19 protein-coding genes, 15 tRNA genes, 1 rRNA gene and 2 pseudogenes are annotated in these 24,847 nt (G+C 44.3%); 7 read left to right on the top strand and 30 right to left on the bottom strand.

The genetic code is table 11. The features are described from left to right. Positions 1-94: 94 nt before the first annotated feature. A complete protein-coding gene (locus tag EJA10_RS00580) occupies positions 95-1,387 on the top strand; it encodes an NCS2 family permease (RefSeq protein ID WP_125478054.1) in 1,293 nt (430 codons plus the stop codon). Positions 1,388-1,452: 65 nt separating this feature from the next. On the opposite strand, the gene EJA10_RS00575 is transcribed toward EJA10_RS00580, so the two are convergent. Continuing rightward, on the bottom strand, positions 1,453-2,361 hold the full coding sequence (locus EJA10_RS00575; protein WP_211340512.1) for a Gfo/Idh/MocA family protein: 909 nt from the start codon (positions 2,359-2,361) through the stop codon (positions 1,453-1,455). 114 nt (positions 2,362-2,475) lie between these two features. Then, the gene (locus EJA10_RS00570; RefSeq protein WP_125478053.1) at positions 2,476-3,321 is read right to left on the bottom strand and encodes a DegV family protein; all 846 of its coding nucleotides are present in this window, start codon (positions 3,319-3,321) and stop codon (positions 2,476-2,478) included. Between the two features lie 199 nt (positions 3,322-3,520). Between EJA10_RS00570 and EJA10_RS00565 the strand changes: the two genes are divergently transcribed. Beyond that, entirely contained in the window at positions 3,521-4,189 is a 669-nt protein-coding gene (locus tag EJA10_RS00565) for a hypothetical protein (RefSeq protein ID WP_125478052.1), read from the top strand. Between the two features lie 9 nt (positions 4,190-4,198). On the opposite strand, the gene EJA10_RS00560 is transcribed toward EJA10_RS00565, so the two are convergent. Further along, the gene (locus tag EJA10_RS00560) at positions 4,199-4,426 is read right to left on the bottom strand and encodes a thioredoxin family protein (RefSeq protein ID WP_125478051.1); all 228 of its coding nucleotides are present in this window, start codon (positions 4,424-4,426) and stop codon (positions 4,199-4,201) included. Between the two features lie 200 nt (positions 4,427-4,626). Here EJA10_RS00560 and EJA10_RS00555 point away from each other — a divergent pair, with 200 nt between their 5' ends. After that, a complete protein-coding gene (locus EJA10_RS00555) occupies positions 4,627-5,457 on the top strand; it encodes an aldo/keto reductase (protein ID WP_125478050.1) in 831 nt (276 codons plus the stop codon). Positions 5,458-5,621: 164 nt separating this feature from the next. After that, on the top strand, positions 5,622-6,590 hold the full coding sequence (locus EJA10_RS00550) for an NAD(P)H-dependent flavin oxidoreductase (protein ID WP_125478049.1): 969 nt from the start codon (positions 5,622-5,624) through the stop codon (positions 6,588-6,590). 171 nt (positions 6,591-6,761) lie between these two features. On the opposite strand, the gene EJA10_RS00545 is transcribed toward EJA10_RS00550, so the two are convergent. The 4 genes and pseudogenes from EJA10_RS00545 to EJA10_RS00530 form a co-directional block, all read right to left on the bottom strand. Next, on the bottom strand, positions 6,762-7,550 hold the full coding sequence (locus EJA10_RS00545) for an NRDE family protein (protein WP_342773862.1): 789 nt from the start codon (positions 7,548-7,550) through the stop codon (positions 6,762-6,764). A 66-nt stretch (positions 7,551-7,616) separates the two neighbouring features. Continuing rightward, positions 7,617-8,831 (bottom strand): annotated as a pseudogene (locus tag EJA10_RS00540) (NupC/NupG family nucleoside CNT transporter). Between the two features lie 277 nt (positions 8,832-9,108). Further along, positions 9,109-10,048, bottom strand: a pseudogene (locus EJA10_RS00535) (sugar-binding transcriptional regulator). 191 nt (positions 10,049-10,239) lie between these two features. Further along, entirely contained in the window at positions 10,240-11,760 is a 1,521-nt protein-coding gene (locus EJA10_RS00530) for a glycine betaine uptake BCCT transporter (protein ID WP_125478048.1), read from the bottom strand. Positions 11,761-12,386: 626 nt separating this feature from the next. Here EJA10_RS00530 and EJA10_RS00525 point away from each other — a divergent pair. Both EJA10_RS00525 and EJA10_RS00520 read left to right on the top strand, forming a co-directional pair. Further along, a complete protein-coding gene (locus EJA10_RS00525; protein WP_170169025.1) occupies positions 12,387-13,181 on the top strand; it encodes a C39 family peptidase in 795 nt (264 codons plus the stop codon). Positions 13,182-13,284: 103 nt separating this feature from the next. Continuing rightward, positions 13,285-14,481, top strand: a complete 1,197-nt coding sequence (locus EJA10_RS00520; RefSeq protein ID WP_170169024.1) for an NAD(P)/FAD-dependent oxidoreductase — start codon at positions 13,285-13,287, stop codon at positions 14,479-14,481. A 176-nt stretch (positions 14,482-14,657) separates the two neighbouring features. On the opposite strand, the gene yhbH is transcribed toward EJA10_RS00520, so the two are convergent. From yhbH to queG, 7 genes are all read right to left on the bottom strand, one after another. Next, positions 14,658-15,824, bottom strand: coding sequence for a sporulation protein YhbH (yhbH, locus tag EJA10_RS00515; RefSeq protein ID WP_125478046.1), 1,167 nt, complete (start codon positions 15,822-15,824; stop codon positions 14,658-14,660). A 310-nt stretch (positions 15,825-16,134) separates the two neighbouring features. Continuing rightward, positions 16,135-16,314, bottom strand: coding sequence for a hypothetical protein (locus EJA10_RS00510; protein ID WP_125478045.1), 180 nt, complete (start codon positions 16,312-16,314; stop codon positions 16,135-16,137). Between the two features lie 83 nt (positions 16,315-16,397). Continuing rightward, complete coding sequence (locus EJA10_RS00505; protein WP_125478044.1) at positions 16,398-18,293, bottom strand: PrkA family serine protein kinase; 1,896 nt, start codon at positions 18,291-18,293, stop codon at positions 16,398-16,400. A gap of 325 nt (positions 18,294-18,618) precedes the next feature. After that, positions 18,619-19,368 carry an oxygen-insensitive NADPH nitroreductase gene (gene nfsA / locus EJA10_RS00500; RefSeq protein WP_125478043.1) on the bottom strand — a complete coding sequence of 250 codons (750 nt, stop codon included), beginning with the start codon at positions 19,366-19,368 and terminating at the stop codon, positions 18,619-18,621. A gap of 77 nt (positions 19,369-19,445) precedes the next feature. Then, positions 19,446-19,934 (bottom strand): tRNA (uridine(34)/cytosine(34)/5-carboxymethylaminomethyluridine(34)-2'-O)-methyltransferase TrmL, encoded by a 489-nt coding sequence (trmL, locus tag EJA10_RS00495; RefSeq protein WP_125478042.1) that lies wholly within the window; start codon positions 19,932-19,934, stop codon positions 19,446-19,448. Positions 19,935-20,010: 76 nt separating this feature from the next. After that, on the bottom strand, positions 20,011-20,901 hold the full coding sequence (locus tag EJA10_RS00490) for an amidase domain-containing protein (protein WP_125478041.1): 891 nt from the start codon (positions 20,899-20,901) through the stop codon (positions 20,011-20,013). An 86-nt stretch (positions 20,902-20,987) separates the two neighbouring features. Beyond that, positions 20,988-22,145: a tRNA epoxyqueuosine(34) reductase QueG gene (queG, locus tag EJA10_RS00485; RefSeq protein WP_125478040.1), complete on the bottom strand. Its 1,158-nt coding sequence runs from the start codon at positions 22,143-22,145 to the stop codon at positions 20,988-20,990. 108 nt (positions 22,146-22,253) lie between these two features. Here queG and EJA10_RS00480 point away from each other — a divergent pair, with 108 nt between their 5' ends. Beyond that, positions 22,254-22,922, top strand: a complete 669-nt coding sequence (locus EJA10_RS00480; RefSeq protein WP_125478039.1) for a B3/B4 domain-containing protein — start codon at positions 22,254-22,256, stop codon at positions 22,920-22,922. 94 nt (positions 22,923-23,016) lie between these two features. On the opposite strand, the gene EJA10_RS00475 is transcribed toward EJA10_RS00480, so the two are convergent. From EJA10_RS00475 to rrf, 16 genes are all read right to left on the bottom strand, one after another. Then, positions 23,017-23,090, bottom strand: a tRNA-Gly gene (locus EJA10_RS00475). 52 nt (positions 23,091-23,142) lie between these two features. Beyond that, a tRNA-Leu gene (locus tag EJA10_RS00470) sits at positions 23,143-23,227 on the bottom strand. A gap of 41 nt (positions 23,228-23,268) precedes the next feature. Continuing rightward, positions 23,269-23,343: transfer RNA gene (locus tag EJA10_RS00465), tRNA-Cys, on the bottom strand. A gap of 9 nt (positions 23,344-23,352) precedes the next feature. Further along, positions 23,353-23,427 (bottom strand) — tRNA-Gly (locus EJA10_RS00460). Positions 23,428-23,432: 5 nt separating this feature from the next. Further along, positions 23,433-23,507 (bottom strand) — tRNA-Gln (locus tag EJA10_RS00455). 39 nt (positions 23,508-23,546) lie between these two features. Further along, positions 23,547-23,622: transfer RNA gene (locus EJA10_RS00450), tRNA-His, on the bottom strand. 11 nt (positions 23,623-23,633) lie between these two features. Further along, positions 23,634-23,707 (bottom strand) — tRNA-Trp (locus EJA10_RS00445). Between the two features lie 8 nt (positions 23,708-23,715). Next, a tRNA-Tyr gene (locus tag EJA10_RS00440) sits at positions 23,716-23,800 on the bottom strand. Positions 23,801-23,870: 70 nt separating this feature from the next. Next, positions 23,871-23,946: transfer RNA gene (locus EJA10_RS00435), tRNA-Phe, on the bottom strand. Positions 23,947-23,951: 5 nt separating this feature from the next. After that, positions 23,952-24,027: transfer RNA gene (locus EJA10_RS00430), tRNA-Asp, on the bottom strand. Between the two features lie 41 nt (positions 24,028-24,068). Continuing rightward, positions 24,069-24,142, bottom strand: a tRNA-Met gene (locus EJA10_RS00425). Between the two features lie 21 nt (positions 24,143-24,163). Further along, positions 24,164-24,239: transfer RNA gene (locus EJA10_RS00420), tRNA-Val, on the bottom strand. A gap of 7 nt (positions 24,240-24,246) precedes the next feature. After that, positions 24,247-24,318 (bottom strand) — tRNA-Glu (locus EJA10_RS00415). Positions 24,319-24,334: 16 nt separating this feature from the next. Next, positions 24,335-24,426: transfer RNA gene (locus EJA10_RS00410), tRNA-Ser, on the bottom strand. A gap of 4 nt (positions 24,427-24,430) precedes the next feature. Then, a tRNA-Asn gene (locus EJA10_RS00405) sits at positions 24,431-24,505 on the bottom strand. A 65-nt stretch (positions 24,506-24,570) separates the two neighbouring features. Further along, a 5S ribosomal RNA gene (gene rrf / locus EJA10_RS00400) occupies positions 24,571-24,686 on the bottom strand. Positions 24,687-24,847: the final 161 nt, after the last annotated feature.

Here is a 24,847-nt window from a genome sequence, read left to right as displayed (position 1 = left end):
TTGGCATTTATTTATTTGTCCTTTGTGGAACTCCGGCAGCATGCACTGCCGGAGTTTTTTATTTTTCTACCAAACTACCAGGAGGGACAAACATATGAAAAACTTTTTCCAATTTGCAGAACGCAATACTACTTATAAACAGGAAACGCTCGCAGGGATCACGACTTTCCTTTCAATGGCATACATCCTTGTCGTCAATCCGATGATCCTGAGCCAGGCGGGCATGGATAAGGGTGCGGTTTTTACGGCCACTGCCCTATCAGCCATTATCGGCTCCCTGCTCATCGGCCTGCTTGCCAATTTCCCGATTGGTATCGCACCAAGCATGGGACTAAATTCATTTTTCACCTTCACCGTCAGCATTGGGATGGGGGTTAAATGGGAAGTTGCCCTTACAGGTGTATTCATCGCGGGTATCCTGTTTGTCATCCTCAGCCTTTTGAAAATCCGTGAAAAAATCATCAATGTCATCCCTCAGGATCTCAAACATGCCATCGCTGCAGGCATCGGGTTCTTCGTCGCCTTTATCGGACTGAAAAATGCAGGGATCATTGTCAGCAGCGATGCAACCTTTGTATCAATAGGAAATCTTACTTCCGGACCTGTCCTGCTGGCTTTGTTTGGTTTTATTATCAGTGTTGTCATGATGGTTCGCGGCATCCATGGGGGTATTTTTTACGGAATGGTCATTGCAACTGTCGCAGGGATTTTTGCCGGCCTGATTGAAAAACCAGATTCGATCGTCGGAACGGTACCGGACATTTCGCCTACTTTTGGAGTCGTCTTTCATCATCTCGGAGATATCTTCTCCCCAGATGTGCTTGCCGTGATCTTTACGTTCCTGTTTGTCGCTTTCTTTGACACAGCCGGCGCGCTGATCGCCGTCGCGAGCCAGGCCGGGCTGATGAAGAACAATAAAATCCCTAACGCCGGCCGTGCTCTCCTTGCCGATGCAGGATCTGCAGTTGCTGGGGCAGTCCTTGGAACCTCAACAACGGCGTCATTTGTCGAGTCATCTGCCGGAATCGCTGTCGGCGGACGTACAGGTTTTACTTCTGTCATTATCTCTGCCTGCTTTGGAATCGCATTGCTGTTCTCTCCGGTTCTGTCCGTAATTACACCAGAAGTGACCGCTCCGGCTTTAATCATCGTCGGTGCATTGATGGCATCGGAAATCAGCAAAATCAATTGGAACAATCTTGCTGTCATCATCCCTTCATTCGTGACGATCATCATGATGCCGCTCACCTTCAGTGTCGCAACGGGAATTGCTCTTGGCTTCATTCTTTATCCGCTGATGATGCTAGGCACCGGCAAACTAAGAGAGGTCCATCCAATCATGTATGCCCTTTGCTTTATTTTCGTTGGATATTTTATATATGTCTAATGACAAAACCACCTGCTTACTAGGAACAAAAACGCCCCGGTTCAGATGACTGAACCGGGGTGTTTTTATAGCGCCTCTAATTCCTTAACTATTTTCTCGCAAATTTCATGAGTCCGAAGGGAATCCTCGGCGGTAACCAGAGGGGAGGTGCTGCTGCTGACTGCCTGGAGGAAATCAAATATGATTTGCTCAAAGCCACGCTTATGGAGTGTCGGTTCCCAATCACTGCCCCCTATTCTCGTTTCATTTCGGTTTTCCTGGAATAATAATTCAGAGACGTTCAAGGCCGTTCGTTTTTCATTCGACTGGAATATTTCAACCTTTTCCTCGACCACCCCGCTGTCCCGGTTCATGATTCCAATTGCGATTCCTTCATCTGCCTGCAGCTGGATGACTACATGATGCAAAAACTCACCATTCTTTTTTCCCATCACATTAACTTGGCTGATGGTATAGGGAAATAAAAAGCGAAGTGTGTCTACGACATGGATAAAATCATCAAAGATGAAATGGCGGATTTCCCCAGGCAATGAACGCCTGTTTTTTTGCATGATCACCATATTGGGTTGCTTCAGTTCAGCCAGTTCCTTGTAAACCGGAGCATATCTGCGGTTGAAGCCCGTCATTAAGATCAATCCTTTTGCTTCTGCAAGCTCCGTTACTTCCCTTGCCTGTTCATAATCATACGCAATCGGCTTGTCGACATAGACATGAATGCCTGTTTGCAATAGTCGTTTGACGATGTCATAGTGCGATTCTGTAGCACTATGGACAAATGCTGCTTTAATACCGCTAGCTATGACTTCATCAAGACTTGTGTGGATATGGGAGAAACGGTATTTTTGTGATAACACTTCAAGTCTGGATATATTTCGAGTGTACAAATGGAACTCAATATCTCCCTTTTCCGCAAATATGGGGAGATATGCTTTTTGCGCAATGTCCCCCAGCCCGATCAGGCCGATTTTCATCATTTGTCTTCCTCCCTTTGGTCGTTACATGAATCAATCGTTTACCTATCAGTGTACATAGTCTTACAGGCAAAAAAAAGAAATCAGCCTTTGGATAGCTGATTCCCTTCATTCATTCTAGTCATTGATCCAGGCAAGTCCGATTGTTCCCTGTCCTGTATGAGTTCCCGGTACTGGACTGAAAATGGTTGTCGAAAACGAAATATTTGGATATCGCTGCTGCAATTCCTGGCGCCATTCCTCCGCCAGCTCACCAACATTCCCATGAATGACGCTGGCGTCACTTATATGGGTCGATGCTTCATCGAAAATTTGGAAAAGTCTTTCCTTTACCTTCTTTTCTGTCCTGATTTTATCAAACAGTACGACCTTTCCATCCTCGAATCTGACAATCAGCTTCAACTTGATCAAGCTGCCGATAATAACCTGTGTAGTCGACAGGCGCCCTCCCTTATGAAGCTGCTCAAGACTGCCTGGTGCCATATAGAGATTGGCCTTCTCTGGCAGCGTACGCAGATAAGAAACAATTTCTTCATATGTTTTACCCGCTTTTTGCAGCTCAACGCCTTTTTTAATCATGAGGCCCAAAGGATAAGACCCAATTTTTGAGTCAATGACATCCACCTTGAACTCGACCATGCTGGATGCTGCAACGGAGGATTGGTAAGTGCCAGTCAATGCACTGGAGGCATGGATGGCGATCGCATGCTTGTATTGCTCCTTCAGCTTTTTATAAAGCTCAACAAACTCCCCGATTGCTGGCTGCGATGTTTTAGGAAGTACCTTTGAAGCAGCGAGTTTCGGATAGAAATCCTCAGCTGTAATATCCACGCCTTCCAGGTAGGATTCTTCTCCAAAAATAATGCTTAACGGAACAACATATATATGGTTATTCTTAATAAACTCATCAGAAAGTGAAGCGGTACTATCTGTTACCCATGCGATTTCATTTTGTAGTGTCATAATTTCTCCTGTTCTTCGTCAAAAATTCAATGAATGTGCTTACAAACTCCATCATATATGAAGATTCCTTTTAAGACTATTGGTAATTCGATTAATTTGTTAAAAATAATGAAAATGTTAATAAGGTGTTCACATGTTTTTCCTTTCAAATTGAGGGAACAATGTAACAAATGTACAAATTGGGAGGAAAATCTCTTTTATGGACCCTTATATCTACGCATTATATTCCCTCTTTTATTTTGTTTTATTCCTGTGGGGATTGAAATTATCGCTTCATTCCGGATTTACTTCGCTGACAAATGTTCTCTTGCTCGTTACCTTCGGACTTATTTATGACAACACCGTACTAGCAGCTGGAAGCATAATAGGAGAAGGAAGCCTTTTAAAAGGCCTGAATCTGATGAGGTACTGGATCCACGCACTGTTCACCCCGCTCCTGATCCTTTTTTCCTGGGCTGCTGTCAGGAAAAGCGGATTAACATCCATCAGCAACCGGAAAGGAGAGATCCTCGCCTGGCTGTTCACAGCTGCCATGATCCTGACTGAACTCATTCAAAACACGATTGGCATCAAGATTGAGCCTGCCAGAAAATACGGAGTGCTTAGCTATGAGCCGGCAGCCTCCCATGTCCCACCAATCATGATCATCGGTGTGACCCTTGCCTTGCTTGCAGCCGGCCTCATACTTTGGAAAAGATTGAAATGGAAATGGCTGGCCATAGGGGTCATATTAATGGGAATAGGAAGCACCGTCCCGTTTCCATTCAAAAGCGATGCTGCCACCAATGGATTCGAACTGGTCCTGCTAATCTCATTATGGGCAACGAAATCCTTTCTCGATCAATACAAAAATCAGGCCTCGACATAGGCCTGATTTTCAAAAGAGATCCTTCAACTCCTTTACAGTGAGCAGTTTCCCGCTGGAAACCACCTGGTCATCAATCACCACTGCCGGTGTACTTTTCACCTCATACTTTAGGATGTCCTCCTCCTCATTCAGTCTTTCAACAACCGCTGCCACTCCAGCCTGCTCCACAGCCGCATTTATGTTCTCTTCTAAGTGATGGCACTGTCTCATATCATCACCCAACACTTTGATAATCATTAACAAACACTCCTTCCGCTGCATATTGTTACTTGAAATTTACCCGTTCCCAATGGAGAAAAGACACCTTTTTGATGGGAATTTTTGCTGCAAATCATTCAGTTGCCTATTCAATTTATTTATCAAACCAATTTCTTTTTCCTTTTACTAAAATTGTGAGAAAATAAGCAGGAATTCAAATGACGAGGAGGCACATATTTATGCCAAAAAATCTTCAGGATACTACAACATTACATAACGGTGTTAAAATGCCATGGTTCGGCCTAGGAGTTTTCAAGGTCAAGGAAGGCTCTGAAGTCGTTGAGTCTGTGAAGGCTGCCATTAAAAACGGCTACAAGAGTATCGACACAGCCGCCGTATACAAGAACGAGGAAGGTGTGGGGCAGGCGATCAAAGAAGCTGGTGTTCCCCGCGAGGAATTGTTCATCACAACAAAGGTTTGGAACTCTGACCAGGGCTATGAGTCCACGCTTCAGGCCTTTGAAACGAGCATAGAAAAGCTCGGCCTGGACTACCTGGATCTATATTTGATCCACTGGCCGGTTGCCGGCAAGTACAATGAAACCTGGAAAGCACTTGAAGAGCTTTATAAAGATGGCCGGGTGCGTGCAATTGGTGTGAGCAACTTCCATGTCCACCATCTTAAAGATTTGATGGCTGATGCGGAAATCAAGCCGATGGTCAACCAGGTCGAGTACCACCCGCATCTTGCACAGACGGAACTGCTTGAATTCTGTAAAGCGGAAGGGATCCAAATGGAAGCATGGTCACCGTTGAAACAGGGTGAACTTTTGTCCGAGCCAACAATCGTGGAGATTGCAGAAACTCATAAAAAATCTCCTGCCCAAATAATCTTGCGCTGGGATTTGCAAAACGGCGTTGTCACGATCCCGAAGTCTATCAAAGAACATCGCCTCATTGAGAACGCAGATATTTTTGATTTTGAGCTTTCAGCAGAAGAAATGGATCGCCTAAACAGCCTGAACAAGAATGAACGTGTAGGGCCGGATCCTGATAATTTCGATTTTTAATACCAGGAAAAAGGACGCAGAACATCGTTTCTGCGTCCTTTTTATTAATCAAAAACAAGACCAAATAATTATACCTTAACTTAATACCAGGTGCTAAAAATCACATCTTTTAAAATTCATACATGGTACACTGCAAAGGAATAACATTGGAAAGGGGTTTTTTGATGGATTTCCCACAGCTTAAAATTGGTCATATGGTTCCGGCAGTACCTATTATGCAAGGAGGTATGGGTGTAGGAATATCTCTCAGCAGCTTGGCATCCGCCGTAGCGAATGCTGGCGGCATCGGCATTATTTCTGGCACAGGCATCACTGTAGAAGACCTTCGCATCCATATCAGGAAAGCACGTGAGCTAACCAAAGGCAAAGGCTATATCGGTGTGAATGTATTATTTGCAATGAACGATTTTGCCGAAAAAATGAAGGCTGCCCTTGAAGAGAAGGTTGATTTCATCATATCTGGTGCAGGAATTTCGAGAGATATGTATTCATGGGGAAAGCAAGCAGGGATTCCGGTCATTTCAATCGTTTCGTCTGCCAAGCTCGCTAGAATATCTGAACGGCTTGGAGCCGCTGCCGTCGTCGTGGAGGGGTTTGAAGCTGGCGGGCATCTCGGCACGGACAGGCCCTTGTTTGATATTCTGCCTGAAGTAGCAGCCTCAGTCTCCATCCCAGTAATCGCAGCAGGAGGAATCATGACTGGCGATGATTTAGCAAAAGCTTTCTCCCTAGGCGCATCAGGTGTCCAAATGGGTACAAGATTCGTTGCCAGTGAGGAATGCGATGCACCACAGAGTTTCAAAGACAAGTATGTTTCTGCAACCGAAAAAGACACGTTGCTGGTAAAAACAACAGTTGGCCTCCATGGCCGGGCCATCGCCAATAACTTCACCAAGCTGATCACCACTTCCGATAAACTTAAAATCAACAAGTGCCGCGATTGCCTTAAAAATTGCTCCTATCGATTTTGCACATTAGACTCCCTGCTCACCTCTGTAGCCGGCGATGCAGAAAATGGCCTCGTATTTGCCGGGGCAAGGGTAAGTGAAATCAAAGAGATCCTGCCGGTCCATAAGATCATTGAGAATATTAAAATGGAGTTTAAAGCAGCTGCAGCTCAGCCTTTGATTTAATTTCCCAACCAATGCAAACACAAAGAGGGTGTCCCAAAAGTATAAACTTTTGGGACACCCTCTTTATTTTTGAGACTACTTGTAAAAATGGTCCGTTGATTTCCGTACCATACGCTTCGCTTTCAGTGGGGCTCGTTGGCAAAAGCGCATCGTTCCCAAAACAAATTAACTTTAAAGTCTTATTAAAAACTCCTGATCCGTCCTTTCTTCCTGGCTGAATACCCGCTCTTTGAATAGTATCTCGTTCTCATCCATCAGAATCACCGTCGAGCTACGCGTCCCGTACCCTTCGCTTTTGATAAACATCGGTGAGAGCAGGCGTTCCCATTCAAGCGAAACACCTGTAGACGGGAGCATATCATCATGTGCGGGATCTGCATTTTCAAGTTGAGCAAATAACAATTCTGGCAAATCCCCATGCTCATTTGCAACGATTTCCGCAAGTCCAGCCTTACCGCGTTCAACCTTTGGCCAATTGGTGTTAAGCAGGTGGTTGCTTACACCATGGATCCCGGGCTGAATCGTCTGGATTTGCCCGCCCCTGGTAGAATAATAATAGAGATGATCCAAATCCCCTGCCAGGAAATTGTACCCCGGATAATCATGCCGTCGCTGGCTCAATTTTTCCAGATAGTCTTTTGTATAGGCTGTTCCTTTAAGGTAGTCAGCCACTAATTCTCCTCTAGTTCTCTTTCCCACTCCAGACTCTTTTGGACCTCGATAATTCGTCAAGGCGGCAAACTTCCCCGAAGTTGACACTCCCATCCACGTTCCCATTTTTTCAAGATCACGTCCGGCAAGGATTTCGGGCGCGTCCTCCCAGAAATTTGCAGGTGCAGTCGGACGGTCATAAAATTCATCCCGGTTGGCTGCGACAATGAGCTTATACTTTGGATGGGCTTTGTAAGCGAATAGAATCAAACACATGACCATCACAGCTTTCTGTTTATTTTCCTTCATTATAACCCACTTTGCGAAAGCCATAAAAAAAGAGAAGGACCAGGTCCCTCTCCCTTTCGTTCGATTTTATAGAAGCATACCTGCCATTGCTGCACTTAGCAGTGATGCAAGCATACCTGCGATAACAGCTCTTACACCCATTCTTGCGATGTCTGAACGGCGGTTTGGAGCAAGGCTTCCAAGTCCGCCAAGCAAGATTCCCATTGATGACACGTTTGCAAATCCACAAAGGGCGAAACTGATGACAGCGACCGTTTTAGCAGACAGCTGATCAATTTGCGGTGCGAATGAAGAGTAAGCAACAAATTCATTCAGGATTAACTTCTGGCCAATGAAACCACCAGCTTTGATTGCTTCATCCTATGGCACACCAATCGCGAATGCAAGTGGTGCAAACACATAGCCAAGGATTGTTTCAAGCGTCAGGTCGCCGGCTCCGAAAATGCCGCCGATTAATCCAAGGATTCCATTAATTAACGCAATCAATGCAATGAACGCAAGCAACATCGCACCGATATTCAATGCCAATTGCAGACCCGTGCTTGCACCTTTGGCAGCAGCGTCAATCACGTTAACCGAATCCGTGTCTTTTTCCATTTTCATTTCATCGGTTGTCACTGAAGTTTCAGTTTCAGGAATCATGATTTTAGCCATGATCAAACCTGCAGGTGCAGCCATGAAGCTTGCTGCCAGCAAGTATTCCAAAGGAACACCAAGCAGTGAATAACCAATCAGGACAGAACCGGCAACCGAAGCCAGTCCACCAACCATGATGGCAAATAGTTCTGATTGAGTCATTTTAGCGATATAAGGCTTAACTACAAGTGGTGCTTCTGTCTGACCTACGAAAATGTTCGCTGCAGCGGATAAAGATTCCGCTTTGCTTGTCCCAAGCAATTTGGACAATCCCCCGCCGAGGAACTTGATGACAACTTGCATGATTCCCAGATAATATAGTACCGAAATTAAAGATGAGAAGAAAATTACGACAGTCAATACCTGGAATGCGAATACAAAGCCAATGTTTTCTGCCTGGAACAATCCGCCGAATAAGAATTGCACTCCAGAATCTGCATAGTTGACAATTTCATTGACTCCCAGTGAAAGCTGTTTTAATGCAAGCTTTCCTGTTTCCCATTTAAGGACGGCAAAAGCGAAGATAAACTGAATCGCAAGACCGCCAAGGATTGTTCTTAAATTGATGGATTTCTTATTATTGGAGAAAAGGAATGCGATGCCCAATACAACCACGATCCCCATCAAACCCCATAAGATATTCATTGTTGTCCCACCTCTTGTTGAGTATTTGTTGTTAACGTTTACAAATAGCATGAAAAAAATTTCATTAAAACGTTTACATTTGTTTAACTTGAACTTTATATAGCAAATATATCAGAAGTGAAGAACTTTTGTAAATACGTTTTTGAACAAATGTAAAATGAAATATCTCCCTTTTCACCTTTCAGACAAAAATACCCTCAAGGCCGTGAACCTGCAGGGTATATGTTTGTACATATGGCTTAATTCTCTTAAACAACAAACTTAAACTTGGTTTTATTTATTTATCCAATAAGAATTTTGCTGTGAATTGGTCTGTTACGAGCACATTTGTATATTTCCCTTTTAACGCTCCATAAATACCATCAATTTTATGAGCTCCCCCGGCAACGAGAATGGAGTATTTCTTCTTTTTCAACTCTTCCAGTTCGATGCCAAGCGTCCGCGCATTAAGGTTCTCATTGCAGACCTTCCCGTCTTTATCGAAGAAACGTGAACAAATATCGCCAACTGCTTTTGAATAGATCACCTGAAGATCTTCTTCCGTAAAATAGCCCAACTGGAATAACAGAGACTCGGATTTAATAGGGCCGATTGTATAGACAGCAATGTTCGACTGCTTCCCCATCTCGAGGATTTTTTTAATATGCCTGTCCGCTTCCATCGCTTGCTTTACGACAACATGGTCAACGATGGCTGGAAGAGGCAGATGGTGGGGAGCACTGTTGAAAGCCTTGCCGAACAAGTAAAGAATCTCGTTCGCATAGGTGTTCGTTTCCGAATGACTTACTCCGCCCTTAAGCTGTACAACCTTTACATTTTTGCAGGCTTTCTGCTTTAACTCAAGCGCTACATGGTACAGCGTCGTTCCCCAGGTAACCCCGATGATATCGTCATGGTCCACCACCTCATTCAGGAAGGCTGCTGCCTTTTTCACCAAGGTAGGTCTTGATGACACTGTCCTCATACTGAGGAATATGGGTGACAATTGCTTTTTTCAGCCCGAATTTTTGTTCAAGCTCCAAAGACAAATTCTCTACATCCTCTGTCGGATCCATAATTTTGATATCGACTATTCCCTCCTGCTTAGCGATCTGCAGGAACCTTGATACCGTCGGCCTTGAAACACCAAGCTCCTTAGCAATATCATTCTGGTTATAATCTAAAAGGTAATAAAGCTTTGCTGCCTCAATAATCTTTAATAATTTTTCTTTTTCCATAATCATGATCACCTTTGGAAATGACATATTCAACAACATTATTTTAGCAAATAATCCGGTTGAAAACATTTACATTTTAAAAAAGTACAAAATGTTCAAATTTAACCAATTCTTTACATATGTTTAGTATCTTCAGAACAATTTAATCAAAGAAAAAGACACCTTCCTATAAAGAAGGTGTCCGTTAGTCTTTATTCTTTAGGCTGACGCTTGGGAATCTTGCCAATTCCCAGCTCTTTGGCCTCCTGGTTTAATGATTTGATCAGGCTGACAGCCATCATGGCCATGATGACCGAAAAAGGCAGAGCCGCTACAATCATTGTGTTTTGCAAGGCCTGCAGCCCGCCAGAATATAGCAGTACCAAGGATATCGCGGCCAGCATGAATCCCCAGATGAATTTTATCCTGTTGCCAGGCGTCAGCGATCCATTGGTGGTCATCATGCCAAGTACAAATGTGCCTGAATCAGCTGACGTGATAAAGAATGTTCCAACCAGTGTCATGGCAATAATCGATAACATTAATCCTAAAGGATAGTTTGCAAAAACGCCAAATAAAGATTCTTCTGTAGCGAGTTCCGAGATGTTTGCAACCCCCTCATGTTCCAGCATCATAGCTGAACCTCCGAATGCCGAGAACCATAAAAAGCCTATCAAGGATGGAATCAGCAAAACACCAAAAACAAATTCCCGGATGGTCCTTCCCTTGGAAACACGAGCAATGAAAATACCGACAAAAGGTGCCCAGGCTATCCACCATGCCCAATAGAAGATTGTCCAGCCATTGATCCATGATCGGATATCTTCATTTAAGGGCGAAATCCTGAAGCTCATTGCCGGAAGGTTTTGCAGGTACGTACCAATCGTATTGGTAAACAGGTTCAGGATCAATTGTGTTGGCCCCAGAATCAGCATGAATAAAAGCAAGATTCCTGCCAGCAGCATGTTTACATTACTTAATATCTTGATTCCTTTGCCCAGTCCCGTCCACGCTGAAATCATGAACAAAACCGTCACAACCAGGATAATCAGCAATTGAGCGACGAATCCAGCAGGAATCCCAAAGAGATAGGATAACCCACCATTGATTTGTACTGCTCCAAACCCGAGAGTTGTCGCTACCCCGATTACTGTTGCGACAACTGAGATGATATCCACTACTTTTCCGGCAGTCCCATTTGCACGCTTGCCCAAAACTGGTTCGAGTGTCGCACTGATTAACCCAGGCTTTCCATGCCTGAAGTTGTAATAAGCCAAAACAAGTGCGACAATCCCATAAATGGCCCAAGCATGTACACCCCAGTGGAAAAAGGTAAACCTCAAGGAATCACGAAGTGCCTGGTTCGTGCCTGGCTCCACTCCAGTCGGTGTCGAAATCATATAATGGCTGACCGGCTCAGCGGTCCCCCAAAAAACAAGTCCAATACCCATTCCAGCACTGAACAGCATCGCGTACCATGTTGGAGTCGAAAACTCCGGACGGTCATCCTGTTTACCTAATCTGATTTTTCCAAGCGGACTGATCAAGAAGTACAGACAAACAATCACCATCAGAGATACAAGAATTAAATAATACCAGCCAAACGAATCTGTAATAAAAGCCTGAACGTTAGCCGTCAACGATTCAAGCGTTTCCGGAAAAATTACTCCAAAGAGGACAAGCAGCAGCAAAATCCCCGATGATATGTAAAAAACTGATGAATCCTTTTTCATCAAAAAACTCCTTTCTTTCTATATGGCCCGTTACATAACCCTTTAATACCCTAACATACTTCAGCGAAATTTTAAAAAGATGTACACATAACAGAAGTAGTATTGCCTATTTAACCATTAAGAATGTGTTTAATTAAGATCGTAATCCTTTAATTTGCCACCAATTAAACTTTTGTACTGAGCTGGGGCTACTTCGGACATTTCATGCGCTCTTGCTTGTCATTTTGTCCGAAGTTGAACTGACTTCGGACATTTTCCAGCTTCTCCTTCGGGATTTTGTCCGAAGTTGCACTGACTTTGGACATTTTCAGCGATCTTGCTTGTCATTTTGTCCGAAGTTGCACTGACTTCGGACATTTTATGCGGTCTTGGAGATATTTTTGTCCGAACATGGGGTTACTTCGGACATTTTTTCGCTTCACCCACGGGATCTTGTCCGAACTGGTAATGCCTTCGGAGATTTCCCTGCCTATTCATCAACATTCTCCCCAAAACTCGCCTTACATTTCCCAACAGATTCCAATTATATTTCTATTAGTCTATTGAATGACTGTCGAATCTTGTTTAGTATTGTAATAGAGATACCAGCTAAGTACTTTGGCTGCAAAAGGATTTAGGAGAAGGCTATGAACATATTAATCAAAACTTTATCTATTGGAGCCATTTTCATGGTGACATTTTTAGGGGCGGAAAAATTTCGCTCGATTGAAAATCCTACGGCTGAGACACAGGTTTCCGACGCTCCAAAAATCACACGCACAATAGCTGAATCGATCACGAAAACGGTTGAAGATGAAGAACTCATCAAGGAGTTTATCAGTACTGAGGATCAAACCATGATTGAGGGCGTTCCGCACATCAGCCAGCTGCCGGAATTGCAGCGGGGTTGTGAAGTCACAAGTTTAGCAATGTTGCTTCAGTATGAGGGCATTGACGCTGATAAAATGACATTGGCGAAAGAAATACATAAGATTCCGTTCCGGGACGCGAATTACGTTCGCGGCAATCCATATGATGGCTTTGTTGGCGATATTTATTCCTTCAGCAAATCGGGATATGGGGTGTACCACGGCCCTGTGGCAAAGCTTGCCGAGAGCTATCACCCAGGAAAAATCATGGATATTACCGGGCAATCCATCGATGCAGTTTACGATTTGATCAACAGCGGTTCCCCTGTATGGGTCATAACCAACTCAACTTATGCGCCGCTTCCCGAATCCGAGTTCACTGTCTGGGAAACCAATACTGGTAATGTAAAGATCACCTATAGGGAGCACAGTGTCGTTATTGTCGGCTATGACGAACAATCTGTCTACATTAACGATCCACTTGCGCATGAAGGCTATAAAGCCTTACCAAGGAAACCCTTTGAACAAGCTTGGGTTCAAATGGGAAGCCAGGCAATTGGAATAGCAAAATGATAGCTTTCAAGTAGTAAAGGAGTACCGTTAGGATTGGTACTCCTTTTTGTATTGTTTTTTTAGCATGGGTAAAACTAATTTAAGCGTGATTGGGGGAGTATTCGTGGATTTACATAATGGCAGACTGCTGTGGACGGATAATCTGACTGAGCTTGAATTTAATAGGAATACGACGAACAAGCACTACGATGCTATCATTGTTGGAGGCGGCCTTTCCGGAACTTTATGCGCCTATATGCTGGCACAAGAGGGAATGAAGCTGGCAATTATTGATAAAAGAAGAATGGCAACGGGCAGCACCATGGCCAATACTGGGTTATTGCATTCTTTGAATGATATCATGCTCAAGGACTTGATTGCCCAAATTGGCGAAACAAAAGCAGTAAGATTTTACCGAATGTGCCAGGAGGCAATCGACAAACTCGAGGAAGCAACAGCTTCCCTGCCCATTTCAAGTGAGTTCAAGAGACGAAAAACACTATACTATGCCAGCAATGAGGAAGATGCTGTCCTTTTGAGAAAGGAATATGAGACGCTAAGGCAATTTAGCTTAGACGCTGAATTTTGGAACAGAGGCCAAATAGAGAACCACTTTCCTTTTTCAAAACATGCCGCCATTGTCACCCATCAAGATGCCGAAATGAATCCGTTTCAGTTCTCAATCGGAATCCTTCATCATTTAAAAAGGTTAGATGTGGAACTATTTAATCATGTAACTGTACATAACATAACCAATTGCTCCTCGGGCATTGAACTCCTTACATCCATGGGCACATTAAAATCAGAAAATGTCATTTTTGCAACAGGCTATGAAACACCTCCGCATCTATCGCGAGCAAGCAGTAATTTGGACTGTACATTTGTTATGGCATCCGAACCAATCAAAGATCTATCTCCCTGGAAAGATCGCATGCTAATCTGGGAAACAAAGAGGCCTTATTTATATTTAAGGACGACAGCGGATGGCCGAATCATTGCAGGAGGTTTGGATGAAAAGCTGCATAGAACGTCCAAAAGCAAAGAGTGGATCAGGAATCGAGCCGAACTTCTGAGGAAAAATGTAAGCGAATTGTTCCCTATGCTTGAAATCAAAACCGCTTTTTCCTGGGGAGCAGTGTTCGGCAGCTCATATGATCAACTCCCCCTTATTGGAAGACACCCAGCCAGGGAGAGAATATATTACCTGTTAGGTTATGGTGGAAATGGAATTGTATACAGTATGCTTGGATCGATAATTTTAAGGGATTTAATTTTAGAGAGGCCGAACAAAGATGCTGATATCGTAAAACTGGAACGTTGATATCAAAGATACGTATAGATCAAAAGTGTGGAAAATCTCAGGGGATTTTCACTTCCAGCTATTGTTGACTTGAAATACATGCTTGCTGGCATCAGTACTAAAAATGGCGGAAATGGCAGGCATACTTCCATCTAATGAGAAAAATCGGCAGGGTCCTTGACCTGCCGATTTTTGGTTTAAGCATACAGCTTATTTTCTTCTTTTTTGAAGAAGCTTTTCATCGAATGGAATACGTCAGCTTTTTGCTTGAGGATATAGTAACGGAAGTTGTCGTCTTTAATGTTTTTATACGCGGACATTAGGGTCGAGTGGCGGTTGTACTGATTGACTTCTCCATAGCCAAACATATTGGAGACCTTCATCAGTTCTTCAACTAGCTTCACACAGCGGGCATTGTCGGAGGTCAGGTTATCACCATCGGAAAAATGGAATGGATAAATATTGAACTTGCTTGGATTGTATTTGACATCAATGAGTTCTAACGCTTTTCGGTAGGCGGATGAACAAATGGTGCCTCCGCTTTCTCCTTTTGAGAAAAAATCTTCTTCGGATACGACTTTTGCTTCGGTATGATGGGCAATGAATTCAATCTCAACGGTTTCGTATTTCGAACGCAGGAAACGGGTCATCCAGAAGAAAAAGCTTCTTGCCATGTACTTTTCCCATAAACCCATCGATCCGCTCGTATCCATCATCGCAAGGACAACGGCTTTGGAATCCGGCTTAACGACTTCATTCCAAGTCTTGAATTTCAAGTCCTCTTTGTAAATAGGATGGAACGCCGGCTTTCCTGTCATCGCATTTCGTTTGTAGGCTGACATCATCGTCCGTTTTTTATCGATATTCCCCATCAGACCTGTTTTCCTGATATCATTGAATTCGATGTTCTCTACCAGATGTTCCTGATCTTCCTTCTTCTTGAGGTTCGGGAGCTCTAACTCCTTGAATAACGCTTCTTCAATTTCCATCATTGATACTTCTGCTTCATAATAATCTTCACCGGCCTGGTCTCCTGCTCCTTGCCCTTTTCCTGGCCCCTGCTGGCCGGATCCATCCCGGGCGACAACATCGCCAACCTTCGTGTCCCCGTTCCCCTGGCCGACATGTTTGTTCTTATCATAGTTATAACGGATTTTGTACTCATCCAGTGACCTAATCGGTATCTTTACGACATCCCTGCCGTTGGACATGATAATGTTTTCTTCAGTGATCAAGTCAGGCAAATTGTTCCGGATTGCTTCCTGTACCTTTTCCTGATGGCGCTGCTGGTCATCATGTCCTTTGCGGTGGAGGGACCAATCTTCCTGGGAAATCACAAACTGGTGACTACTTTCATCGGTCATTTTCAACCCCTCCTTTTAATTGTCAATTGGCAGTAACACTCTACTGTAAACTTTCATACAATATCCCGATGGCCTTCAGCTAAAGGGGAAATGTATTACTCTATCTTATGCAGGAAGAGAAAATAATTTACAAATAATTTTGACAATTAACCTTTTCTCTCCTGGCTGGCCAAGCCCATTTTCTGATAAAAAGCTTTAAACACTAATGTCCAATAACAGCATTATGGAAAAGCAAAACCTAAGGTGTGTTTTTTCCAGCTGCATCAGGAATATTTGCGCAAAAAAATAACCCCTGCTTGTCCAGCAAAGGTTACTTCTTTTCATTCGCGTTATCGTATTGAACCGGATCGGGCTTTTTATCATACTCTTCTTTCAGTACTTCACCAGTCCGACGGTTTTCCATCTGCTTGCCCAGATTCTCGATTTCTTCTTCATTCCGGGCCATTGAACTATTTTTAGGGACATAGTTTTTCGGAAAATCTTTACCCATTCTAATCACCTCTTGCCTGTACTATTCCCTCTATTTCCGCTTTATAAACAAAAGGACCTGCAAACCATGCAGGTCCTTCAATCCTACCTGTTCAACAAGCTTCCTACATAACGCAGAAGTTCGTTCGCTGAAGTAGAGTTATAACCATGCTCATCAATCAGCCTAGCAACAACATTATTGATTTTCTTCAATTGCAGTTCGTCAGGCGTCTTAGTTGATGTCGTAATCTTCACGACATCCTTCAGGTCTGCAAACAGCTTTTTCTGGATTGCTTCGCGCAAACGGTCATGCGAATTGTAATCGAATCTCTTTCCTTTACGGGCATATGCTGAAATCCTGATAAGAATCTCTTCGCGGAACGCTTTCTTGGCATTCTCAGAAATACCGATCTGCTCCTCGATGGAACGCATCAGCTTCTCATCCGGATTGATTTCCTCACCAGTGAGCGGGTCACGAAGCTTCGCTTTGTTGCAATATGCCTCTACGTTATCAAGGTAATTGTCCATAAGCGTTTTAGCCGACTCTTCGTATGAATACACAAATGCTTTTTGTACTTCTTTCTTTGCAATATCATCATACTCTTTGCGCGCAAGGGAAATATAGTTCAGATAACGTTCCCTTGTCTCGGCTGTGATCGATGGATGCTGGTCAAGGCCTTCTTTCAGCGACCTCAGTACGTCCAGGGCATTGATCGCCTTGATTTCCTTCCTGATAATCGTAGAAGAGATCCGGTTGATGACATAACGAGGATCGATACCGCTCATGCCTTCATCCTGATGCTCCTTCTTCAGCTCCTCGACATCTGCCCAGTTATAGCCTTCGACGCTCTCGCCATCATAAAGCCTCATTTTCTTGATCAGGTCAATATCGCCCTTTTTCGGATCCTTCAGACGAGTAAGGATCGTGAACATCGCAGCTACCCTTAGCGTATGCGGAGCAATATGAACATCATTGACGTCACTTTCACGAATCATCTTTTCGTAAATCTTTTCTTCTTCCGTCACCTTCAAGTTATATGGTATAGGCATCACGATAATCCGTGAGTGCAAGGCTTCATTTTTCTTATTGGAAATGAAAGAACGGTATTCCGTTTCGTTCGTATGCGCAACAATCAATTCATCAGCGCTGATCAGCGCGAAACGTCCCGCTTTAAAATTGCCTTCCTGCGTCAAACTCAGCAAATGCCAGAGGAATTTTTCATCGCACTTAAGCATCTCCTGGAACTCCATCATCCCGCGGTTCGCTTTATTCAATTCCCCGTCAAAACGGTATGCGCGAGGGTCGGACTCTGACCCGTATTCTGCAATGGTGGAGAAGTCAATGCTTCCTGTCAGATCGGCTATATCCTGCGATTTCGGATCTGATGGACTAAATGTCCCGATACCGGTACGCTTATCTTCAGAGAAGAAAATCCGTTCTACGATGACATCTTCAATCCTGCCTCCATATTCCTGCTCAAGCCGCATCATATTCAGCGGCGAAAGGTTCCCTTCAATCCGGATGCCATATTCATCATAGAAATCCTTGCGAAGATGGTGCGGGATCATATGCAAAGGATCTTCATGCATCGGGCAGCCTTTAATAGCGAAAATGGCCCCCCTGTCCGTATGGGAGTATGCCTCCAGCCCTCTTTTCAGCATCGTGACGAGAGTGGACTTACCCCCGCTCACCGGCCCCATCAGCAGAAGGATCCGCTTCCGGACATCCAGCCTTTTTGCCGCAGGATGGAAATACTCCTCAACCAGCCTCTCCAATGCTTCCTCGAGACCAAAAAGCTGCGAATTGAAGAAGGAATAGCGCTTTTTGCCTTTCTCGGTTTCAATTCCTGCATCTTTGATCATATTATATACACGTGAATGTGCTGATTGAGCAACCCATGGCTGTTCCTTCACAATTTCAAGGTACTCCCTGAACGTCCCTTCCCATTTCAGCTTCTCTTCATCCTGGCGATACATCGCAATCTTTTTTAAAATATCCATATGGACCTCCCCATGTAGCGTTATCAAGAGACGATTAATAAATTCTATGCAGCAAACAATTTGAACATGCGTAATCGTTCAATCCCCTTGATTGTCCTTTTTTAATTCCTCAGGCAAAAAACAGCGCTCTCCTTCACAGTTTCGAAATAATAGGCTATAATAAAACCTATATGGACAAAATCGCATAAAAAGGGAGGCTTACATATATGAAACTGCTACTAATCATTGGCGTTACGATTGCATTCTTATCTGTCATTTTCACTGCAGGATACGAAGATAAGCCGGGCGTAAACAAAAAATAAAAAGCTGCCAATTGGCAGCTTTTTTACTTTTTATTCAAATGTTGCTCCTCAATGAACTCCTTCATGTACATGCGTGATTTCCTGCCAAGCATCCCGGCCATTTGTCCTGTCCAGGTATCAGCCCTCTTCCCGCCAGTTCTTTCACGGTAATAATCAGAGGTTGTTTCATTGTAATCTTTCAGCTGTTCCTCGAATTTCTGGCGATCCTGCTGATACTCGTTTTCCATATAGACATGCTCAAGCGGCAGCCGCGGCTTGAGATCGGTCTCCTGATCAGGATAGCCTACTGCCAGTCCAAAAAGAGGCACTACATATTCAGGTGTCTTCAATAGCTCTTTTACACCCTTCAGGTCGTTCCGGATTCCGCCGATATAGCAAATCCCCAATCCCATCGATTCGGCAGCAAGTGCTGCATTTTGAGCAGCCAGGGCAGCATCAATGAGTGCCACCATGAATTTCTCTGTACTTTCTATCGACTCATCCAGGTTTTCCTTTTCCATTTCGCCAATCACCTTATGGCGGTGAAGGTCAGCACAAAAAACAAAGAAGTGGCCATTTGCCGCTACATATGCCTGGTTTCCCGCTAATTCCGCAAGCTTGTCCTTCTTAGCTTGATTGGTGACTCCAATGATTGAATAAGCTTGAATGAAGCTCGAGGTAGACGCGGCCTGTGCACTTTTCACAATCATTTCAATCTTCTCACGATCAAGCTTCTTTTCTTTAAAACGTCTGATGGAGCGATGCTGTAAAATCGTTTCAATTACCGGGTTCATTTGAAATCATCTCCTCTGCAATTGTGGTTTGGTCCATTTTCACTCTATTGTGAAAAACACCAAAAGGAGACCCCTGATCAGGTCTCCCAGTTTTTTCGCAAATCACTGTAATCCTGCTGCCTCAGCGCTTCATAAATTAAGATTGCCGCTGTATTCGACAGATTCAATGAACGGATATTCTCATTCATCGGCAGCCTCAGGCATCTGTCCATATTTGCTTCAATCACTTCTTTTGGCAGTCCGGTTGTTTCCCGGCCAAAAATAAAGAAGAAATCTTTTTCAGTCTCACTGTAATCAAATTCGGAAGGTGCTTTTTGCCCAAATTTCGTCACATAGAAGAATTCCCCGCCTGCATTATTTTCATAGAAATCCTCAAGCGAGTCATGATAATGGATCTTCACGTGCTCCCAGTAATCAAGTCCGGCCCTCTTCAACATTTTATCGTCTGTAGAGAATCCCAATGGCTTAATTAAATGAAGCTCGGTATCTGTTCCCGCGCAGGTGCGGGCGATGTTGCCGGTGTTTGCAGGAATCAGGGGCTGGTATAAAACTACATGCAATGCCATGACTTTCACCTCTAATAAAAACTATAGCCATTATACCACTCAGCTTCGGCACGACAAAAGAAATCGGTACTTTTAATTAAGCATCCGAATCATCTGTGATTGTAATGAACTTATATTTTATATTCGGGGTATAGGCGGTAGAGTCCTCATAAGCCCAGTATCTCATGCGGCTGTTATAGGTATGCGCGTTGACAAGCGGCATCCCGTTCCCGTCATGACCGGTAACGATCGTTGTATGATCAAAACGTCCATCCCCCTGAAAATCATAACAGATGACGTCACCGAGCTTCAGCTGTTCTGCACTGTCAACCGCACGCCCTCTCAACCCAAATTTCGAGCCTGGCAGATACCACCTCATCGCATTGGCGACAGTCCAGCTGAAGCTCCAATTGTTGTTCTGCATCCACCACCCATTGCTGCGGTTAGGATATCCCCGCATCGGGCCCCCTCCGGCGTGCAGACACTGGGATATATAATTCGTGCAATCAACCTCGAACTTCTTATATGCCGGGTTGAAATCATTCCACCACCTCTCCGCATATTGGACGGCTTTCATCCTGTCATACCTGAACCCTTTCCGCTCCTGGCCCTCTTCATGTCCGGAGAAAACAGGGATGTCTTCTACATCCTCCCTGGGACCATCTATCTCGTTAAGTTTTTCATCACTCACCAGAATTCCTTTGTAAAACTCTACCTGCCTTTTTTCAACTTCCTCTTCCATATAAAACAAGCCGCGCTGCTTGATCAAGTACTGAAAATGAACCTCGTATAAAACAGACTCATTTTCCTGATTTTCAAACTTCCTCTTGATCCTTCCATTCGCCTTTGCTTTTACTATTTCAGCAGACCTCTTTGCACAACTCTGCTTTTTCAACTCAATTCCTGGACATTCGTGCAGCTGATTCCGGGGCATCGATACACATTGAAGGACACGCTGCTCCAGCAGCTCCTGCAGTTGTTCACGCATGTTCATCTCTCCCTTCATCATCATATTTATGAGAAGAGATTGATTTTAAGCCGTAAAAAAAGAATGGACCTCCTGATCCATTCTTGTTAAACATGTATATTCGTTTCGGAATCGTTCTTGAAGAATTCAAGTCCCTTGCTGATTTCCTCTAAAACTTCTGCATCCTTTTCCACCTTCGACGCACGATTCAACGCTTCCAGCGCATCTCTGCCGCCGATTTTTCCCAGTGCCCATGCAGTGGTTCCCCTCAGCACCGGTCTTGGATCCTCCTTCAGGATAGTGATCAGTTCAGGGATAGCCGTATCATCTTTATAATGCGCAAGAGCAATAATGGCGTTCCGCTGAATTGGCTTTTTCCCTCTCCATGATCCAGATACATGCCCAAACCTTTCCTTAAAGTCACGATTGCTGATTGTAAGCAAGGGCTTCAAAAGAGGTTTTGCAATTTCAGGATCGGGCTCCATTTCTGCATGAAGATGAAAGTCTTTTCCCTTGTTCTCCGGGCAGATTGTCTGACAAGTATCACAGCCATATAAACGGTTGCCCAGCTTATCCCTGAACTCATCCGCCAGAAAGCCCTTTGTTTGTGTCACAAAAGCAATGCACTTTTGTGCATCAAGCTGTCCGCCCTGCACAAGAGCCCCTGTTGGACAAACGTCTACACATTTATTGCAGCTGCCACAGCGGTCCTCCATAGGAGTATCCGGTTCGAACGGTATATTTGTTATCATTTCACCTAAATAGACATATGACCCAAATTCAGGCGTGATGATGGAACAATTCTTTCCGCTCCAGCCGATACCTGCACGTTCAGCCACTGCTCTGTCAACCAGTTCACCCGTATCGACCATCGACTTGAATATTGCACCTGAAACTTTTCCGGCGATATATTCTTCGAGCTTTCGCAGCCTGTCCCTGAGAACTGCATGGTAATCAGTGCCCCATGATGCCCTGCAAAAAATCCCTCTTCTTTCGCCCTTCTTGCTGACAACCGAGGTCTTCATCTTGGATGGGTAGGCAAGAGCAATGGAAATAATCGATTTAGGGCGATCAAAAATTAAGGATGGCTCCGTTCTCTTCTCAATATCCTTTTCCTCAAAGCCTGATTGGTAATTTAGCTCCTGCTGCCTGTATAGCCGCACTTTCATCTCTTCAAAGGCGTCCGGCGCAGCAAACCCAATTTTATCTATGCCGATCGTTTTGCTGTAGGCTATAATATCCTGTTTTAAAGCTGCCATATCCATAAAGCATCCTCCTTTCTATTTTATATCTATCAATCAGCGAACACGTAAATTTAAAAGCAAATTACTTTTATGATAAACTATTTTAAAGCAGTTTTGGAGGTGGAATCAATGGAAATTCAAGTTGACCGGGCGTTTTGCGATTTAGTTCCCGGTTTTTCCGTCGGAGTGATTGAATATAAGAATATTATGGTCGGTGTATCCCCGCAAATGTTGAAGGGCCGTCTGCAACTTTTCCAGGAATCGATCTACTTTGATCTTTTAGAAAAGAATGTGACAGACCTCGAGGGAATCAAAGAATGGCGAAGCATATTCAAAACCACTGGAAAGGACCCAAACCGTTATAGACATTCTGCAGAAGCACTTTATCGCAGGGTCGCCAAGCAAAATTATTTGCAGCCAATACATAGTGCGATTGACTTGAACAACTTCTTTTCGCTTGAATACCAGGTTCCCATCGGGGTTTATGACAGCGACAAGCTAAGTGGCAGCCTAACAATTAAACTGGGCGAAGATAGTGAAGAATATATGGGACTTAATGGGAGGACGAATAACCTTGCTAACTTAATCATCTCGGCTGATCACCAAGGACCCTTTGGCAGCCCCTTCGTCGATTCGGAGAGAACGGCCGTTACGGAAGAAACATCAAATGCCCTTCAGATTGTGTACCTAAGACCTTCAAGTACGCCAGAGAGCAAAGAGAAAATGACCGAGTCGCTGATGAACATGTTCCTTCAGATACACGGAGGATCAGCATCGTATCGAATTGCGGGATGCTAATGCATCCCATTTCTTCTTACACCTTCAAGACAAAAATAAAAAACGCAGTAATTCGTTTTCCAGAAACGAAAGACTGCGCTAAGTCACATATGTATGGAGCGGGTGAAGGGAATCGAACCCTCATCATCAGCTTGGAAGGCTGAGGTTTTACCACTAAACTACACCCGCATACATATCTCTATGAAATAAAGAAAACAGGATATCCTGTTTATAATAAAAGTGGTACCGGTGGTCGGGGTCGAACCGACACTCCAGAAGGAACACGATTTTGAGTCGTGCGCGTCTGCCAATTCCGCCACACCGGCATATGAAGATTTCAGTATTGCTTTTGCCACTAATGAGTTAGTGGAGGCGGCAACCGGATTTGAACCGGTGAATAAAGGTTTTGCAGACCTTTGCCTTACCACTTGGCTATGCCGCCATATATTTTTGGAGCGGAAGACGGGATTCGAACCCGCGACCCCAACCTTGGCAAGGTTGTATTCTACCACTGAACTACTTCCGCAAAAATGGCTGGGCTAGCTGGATTCGAACCAACGCATGACGGAGTCAAAGTCCGTTGCCTTACCGCTTGGCTATAGCCCAATATATTGTATTCAATCACTATTGAATGGGTGATTAAAATGGGGCGACTGATGGGAATCGAACCCACGAATGTCGGAACCACAATCCGATGCGTTAACCACTTCGCCACAATCGCCATAATAAAATTGGCAGGGGTAGTAGGAATCGAACCCACACCAAAGGTTTTGGAGACCTTCGTTCTACCTTTAAACTATACCCCTGTGTTAAATGGTGGAGGGGGACGGATTCGAACCGCCGAACCCTGAGGGAGCGGATTTACAGTCCGCCGCGTTTAGCCACTTCGCTACCCCTCCATTATAACATGAGAACCAATGTTTAAAAACCCATTAATTTTGTTTCCTGAATAATCAGGTCTTGTATAAATGGTGGCTCAGGACGGAATCGAACCGCCGACACAAGGATTTTCAGTCCTTTGCTCTACCGACTGAGCTACTGAGCCACAAATGGCGGTCCCGACCGGGATCGAACCGGCGATCTCCTGCGTGACAGGCAGGCATGTTAACCGCTACACCACGGGACCAAAGTCTTTTCAAGTGCAGTACTTGAAAAGAACTTGCTTGATTGCGGGGGCAGGATTTGAACCTGCGACCTTCGGGTTATGAGCCCGACGAGCTACCGGACTGCTCCACCCCGCGACGGTAATAATGAAGAATTTATGGTGGAGGATGACGGGATCGAACCGCCGACCCTCTGCTTGTAAGGCAGATGCTCTCCCAGCTGAGCTAATCCTCCGTTTAAGTGACCCCTACGGGATTCGAACCCGTGTTACCGCCGTGAAAGGGCGGTGTCTTAACCGCTTGACCAAGGGGCCGTATTTATAGTTTAAATGGCGGAGAGCAAGGGATTCGAACCCTTGAGACAGCGTTGACCGTCTACACGATTTCCAATCGTGCTCCTTCGACCTCTCGGACAGCTCTCCAAATTGGCTCCGCAGGTAGGATTCGAACCTACGACCGCTCGGTTAACAGCCGAGTGCTCTACCACTGAGCTACTGCGGAATAATATGATTTCTCCGACCTGGATACACGATCCTTATCTTTGAAAACAGGATGGTATGCATCCTGCCCGGCGGCGTCCTACTCTCACAGGGGGAAACCCCCAACTACCATCGGCGCTGAGAAGCTTAACTTCCGTGTTCGGTATGGGAACGGGTGTGACCTTCTCGCCATCGCCACCAGACATTTTTTTAAAGACAATATCTATTATACTGTCTTTTATGCATTTTGCAAGAGGAAATTTAGGAAAGTTATTTTGCTTTCGCAAAAAACTTTATTCCCTCAAAACTAGATAATGTGTAAGAAGAATTAGAAGAACGAATGATCAATTTGGTTAAGTCCTCG

This window comes from Mesobacillus subterraneus (assembly GCF_003937825.1).
GTDB classification, from domain to species: domain Bacteria; phylum Bacillota; class Bacilli; order Bacillales; family Cytobacillaceae; genus Mesobacillus; species Mesobacillus subterraneus.
The sequence above is the reverse complement of the archived record's forward strand: the minus strand, read 5'-3'. Positions and strand labels throughout refer to the sequence as shown.